The sequence below is a fragment of the Yersinia sp. 2542 StPb PI genome (assembly GCF_048593855.1).
Taxonomy (GTDB): Bacteria; Pseudomonadota; Gammaproteobacteria; order Enterobacterales; family Enterobacteriaceae; genus Yersinia; species Yersinia enterocolitica_E.
Map to the genome: position 1 here is coordinate 1 of NZ_JAZGQA010000283.1, position 3,723 is coordinate 3,723.

Below are 3,723 nucleotides of genomic sequence, written 5' to 3' on the forward strand. Positions count from 1 at the left end.
GCAGGGGCAGGTGAGTCAAATCCGGCCGTTACAGCGATGAATAAAACAGAAGGCTACCTTGATAGGTGGCTTTTTTTTGTTTTTATAGCTCTGACTGATCCATCTTGAGCCAGTTATAAATAAACTCTGCGATCTGATCTGGTTGATTAATATCTAATTGCTTTACTACAGTATCTATCGGCTCGTCACTTGCCAACGCGATAACGTATTCATCAATCAAACCAGCGAAAGGCTTACCTACAGCTGCTCTATAAAGAGCAATTTTGCTGATCGGCTCGTGCTTAAAACCCTCAACCAAAATCAAATCGATAGTTGATGTATCTAATCGACTAGCCAGATAGTGAAGATCCATCGGCGGCTGTTCTGGCGTTTCTGTCATTAATGCCCAGCGGCAATCACTGGCAACCAACGTTTGATGGGCTCCAGCTTTACGCAATTCATAACTGTCTTTGCCCGGTGTATCAATTTCCATATTGTGATGAGTATGTTTGATTAAGCCAACGCGGATTTGGCGCTGTTGAAGTAAGGGGATCAGGTGTTTTAGTAAGGTTGTTTTTCCTGTACCACTGTACGCGGCTATACCGAGTAACGGGGGCGTCTTGCTGCTCATAATGGCTCTCTTTTAGCTTGTTCCCATAACTCGCAATCTGCGGGAGTATTTAGGTTACTGAATTGATTGAGTTGCCCATTGAATACCACTCTTTGCGCATTAATACTCGTCATAAATATCATTAACTTACGATCCCCTTTTGCCAGATACCTTGCTAGCGTTGGCTTAAGACTAACATGCATTAAAGCTAATGTTGGATGCTCACGCTTGCTATCACTAACATAAGCAGCAAGAGCCTGCCCTTTTGACTGCCAGAGTTGAGAAACCAGATTAAGTGGAAGCATAGGAACGTCACAGGGAGCAAAGACAACCCATTCGGTAGTTGAATGGCTTAATCCAGCATGCATGCCAGCCAATGGGCCTACAAAGCCAGTAATGATATCGTTAATGACGGGAACGCCACTTTGTTGATAGAGGGCTTGGTTACGATTAGCATTAATCAGTAAGTTCTCAACCTGCGGTCTTAATCTATCAATCACATGTCGATACAGTGGCTTTCCATTTAGGGAGATTAATCCTTTATCATTCCCGCCCATTCTGGACGAAAGGCCTCCAGCAAGAATAACGCCTGTAATATTAGGTCGCATTTCCATCACTCCACGGTATTAAACTGACTATGGGATTGTATCTTCAAATAGGTGAACAGGTCAGGATTTACTTTTATTGACAATAGGCTCTCTTTCCCTGTGTGAATATCCCTGCTACTTTGTCAGCATATTTTTGAATAGGATAACTTCGCTATGAAATGTCATCGTGTTAATGAACTGATTGAGCTTTTACATCCGGCCTGGCAGCAAGAACCTGATTTAAATCTGGTGCAGTTTTTACAAAAATTGTCAGAGGAAGCTGGTTTTGAAGGTAATTTCGCAGATTTGACAGACGATATTCTTATTTATCATCTGAAAATGCGTGGCTCGGCATCAACGGAAGTGATTCCAGGACTGAAAAAGGATTATGAAGAGGATTTTAAAACAGCATTATTGAGAGCTCGTGGCATCATTAAAGATTAGTCACACTCCTGTCTGCGTAGGGAGGGGGCTTTAATGATACTATTTCTTATTCTCAGCGCGCCGCTGTTACTTATACAGACTGAATGTTGTTATGAACAATTCTGCTTTTAATTTTCAGACTTTGTCTCCAGACCTGATTATGGATGCCCTTGAGGCTGTAGGGTTACGGGTGGATTCAGGGTTAACCGCGCTTAATAGTTATGAGAACCGCGTCTATCAGTTTATGGATGAAGATCGTAAACGGTATGTGGTGAAGTTTTATCGCCCCGAGCGTTGGAGCAGTGAACAAATTATCGAGGAACATCGGTTCTCGCTTGATTTGGCAGAATCGGAGATTCCGGTTATCGCCCCATTAGCACTAAACGGCGAAACTTTGCATACTCATGGCGGCTTTTTCTTTGCTGTGTTCCCAAGTGTCGGTGGGCGGCAATATGAAATAGACAATCTTGATCAACTGGAGTGGGTGGGCCGTTTTCTCGGCAGAATTCATCAGGTGGGTAGCGATGGACTTTTTGTTGCCCGGCCAACGATGGATATTGAGGAATATCTGACCGAGCCACGTCAGTTACTGGCCAGCAGTGTGTTAGTGCCGGCAAAACAGAAAGACAAGTTTCTGGCGGCAACCGATCTGTTGATCGCCACCATTAAGCAGTATTGGCACACCGATTGGCAGCCGTTGCGGCTACATGGTGATTGCCATCCTGGTAATATTTTGTGGCGTGATGGGCCAATGTTCGTCGATTTGGATGATGCCAGAAATGGTCCGGCGGTTCAGGATTTGTGGATGTTATTACACGGCGAGCGCAGAGAGCAATTGATCCAGTTGGATATCTTGCTGGAAGCTTATGGTGAGTTTGCTGATTTTGATCAGCGTGAACTTGCATTGATTGAACCTTTACGCGCAATGCGCATGGTTTATTACCTTGCATGGGTCGCCAGACGTTGGCAGGACCCTGCATTTCCGAAAAGTTTTCCGTGGATGGCGGAGTCTGATTTTTGGTTACAGCAGACTGCATCATTTACAGAACAGGTTAAGCTGTTGCAGGTACCCCCTTTGCAGCTGATGCCAATGTACTAAAGCTAAGATAATGGAGATTGTTATAGTATGAAAAATGTATGGTTAGCTCTCGTTGGCATGGTGATGGCATTCAGTGCATCTGCCGCACAGTTTACGGATGGAACCCAGTACCAGACGTTAAATAAACCAGTAACGGGTGAGCCTCAGGTTTTAGAGTTTTTCTCTTTCTATTGCCCGCACTGCTTTCAGTTTGAAGAAGTTTATCATATCCCTCAGGCAGTAAAAAAAGCACTGCCAGAAGGGACAAAAATGACTCGATACCATGTTGAGTTCCTTGGGCCATTAGGTAAGCAATTGACTCAGGCATGGGCTGTTGCCATGGCATTGGGCGTTGAGGAAAAAATCACCCCACTGATGTTTGAAGGTGTACAGAAAACACAAACTGTTCAAACCCCTGATGATATTCGTAATGTCTTTATTAAAGCGGGTGTGAGTGGCGAAGATTATGATGCGGCATTAAATAGTTTTGTCGTTAAATCACTGGTTGCTCAACAACAAAAAGCGGCTGAAGATTTACAATTACGTGGTGTGCCAGCCATGTTTGTTAATGGCAAATATATGATTAAGAATGATGGCATGGATACCAGCTCAATGGATACCTATGTTAAACAGTATGCGGATGTCGTTAAGTTCCTACTGACCCAAAAGTAATTGTACAAAAGGAGGAGCTGGCTTTTGTTAGCTCCTCTTTCACTTATCCAATACCCTACATTGTCATCAGCATTTCAATTCTGTATCTATCTCTGCCACGGAATCATCATATTTACTAATGTGACAGTAATACGACTAAATACTGATTTTATATTTTTTTCCATGTTGTTTTCGATAGATTCATTTATTTCAGTGATGGATAAATATGGATATTAGCGATGCTAAAAAGAGAAAACGACTTGATGGTGAGTAATAAAAAAGAGAGAACACTAAATTATCCACCCGTGGAATTTATTTACCTTAAGACTGTAACTGAATAAGTAATATCCACAATTTAGATAAAGAAAAAATGACAGTAAAATAAAAAAACAATG

Annotated in this window: 5 protein-coding genes; 3 read left to right on the plus strand and 2 right to left on the minus strand. The window is 42.6% G+C overall.

What is annotated here, in order from left to right:
- Positions 1-82 precede the first annotated feature (82 nt).
- Positions 83-610, minus strand: coding sequence for a molybdopterin-guanine dinucleotide biosynthesis protein MobB (mobB, locus tag V1952_RS20530; RefSeq protein ID WP_372560167.1), 528 nt, complete (start codon positions 608-610; stop codon positions 83-85).
- Entirely contained in the window at positions 607-1,197 is a 591-nt protein-coding gene (gene mobA, locus V1952_RS20535) for a molybdenum cofactor guanylyltransferase MobA (RefSeq protein ID WP_372560166.1), read from the minus strand. Before mobA ends, mobB begins: the two co-directional genes overlap by 4 nt.
- Positions 1,198-1,350: 153 nt before the next feature.
- Here mobA and V1952_RS20540 point away from each other — a divergent pair, with 153 nt between their 5' ends.
- From V1952_RS20540 to dsbA, 3 genes are all read left to right on the plus strand, one after another.
- Complete coding sequence (locus V1952_RS20540) at positions 1,351-1,620, plus strand: YihD family protein (protein ID WP_083161617.1); 270 nt, start codon at positions 1,351-1,353, stop codon at positions 1,618-1,620.
- A gap of 91 nt (positions 1,621-1,711) precedes the next feature.
- Complete coding sequence (locus V1952_RS20545) at positions 1,712-2,698, plus strand: serine/threonine protein kinase (protein ID WP_372560165.1); 987 nt, start codon at positions 1,712-1,714, stop codon at positions 2,696-2,698.
- 27 nt (positions 2,699-2,725) lie between these two features.
- Positions 2,726-3,349, plus strand: coding sequence for a thiol:disulfide interchange protein DsbA (gene dsbA, locus V1952_RS20550; RefSeq protein ID WP_083161621.1), 624 nt, complete (start codon positions 2,726-2,728; stop codon positions 3,347-3,349).
- The last annotated feature ends 374 nt before the right edge of the window (positions 3,350-3,723 follow it).

Bases quoted from the DNA above. Each gene is read 5' to 3' on its own strand.
- mobB (WP_372560167.1), bottom strand. From the start codon at position 610: ATGAGCAGCAAGACGCCCCCGTTACTCGGTATAGCCGCGTACAGTGGT.
- mobA (WP_372560166.1), bottom strand. From the start codon at position 1,197: ATGCGACCTAATATTACAGGCGTTATTCTTGCTGGAGGCCTTTCGTCC.
- V1952_RS20540 (WP_083161617.1), top strand. From the start codon at position 1,351: ATGAAATGTCATCGTGTTAATGAACTGATTGAGCTTTTACATCCGGCC.
- V1952_RS20545 (WP_372560165.1), top strand. From the start codon at position 1,712: ATGAACAATTCTGCTTTTAATTTTCAGACTTTGTCTCCAGACCTGATT.
- dsbA (WP_083161621.1), top strand. From the start codon at position 2,726: ATGAAAAATGTATGGTTAGCTCTCGTTGGCATGGTGATGGCATTCAGT.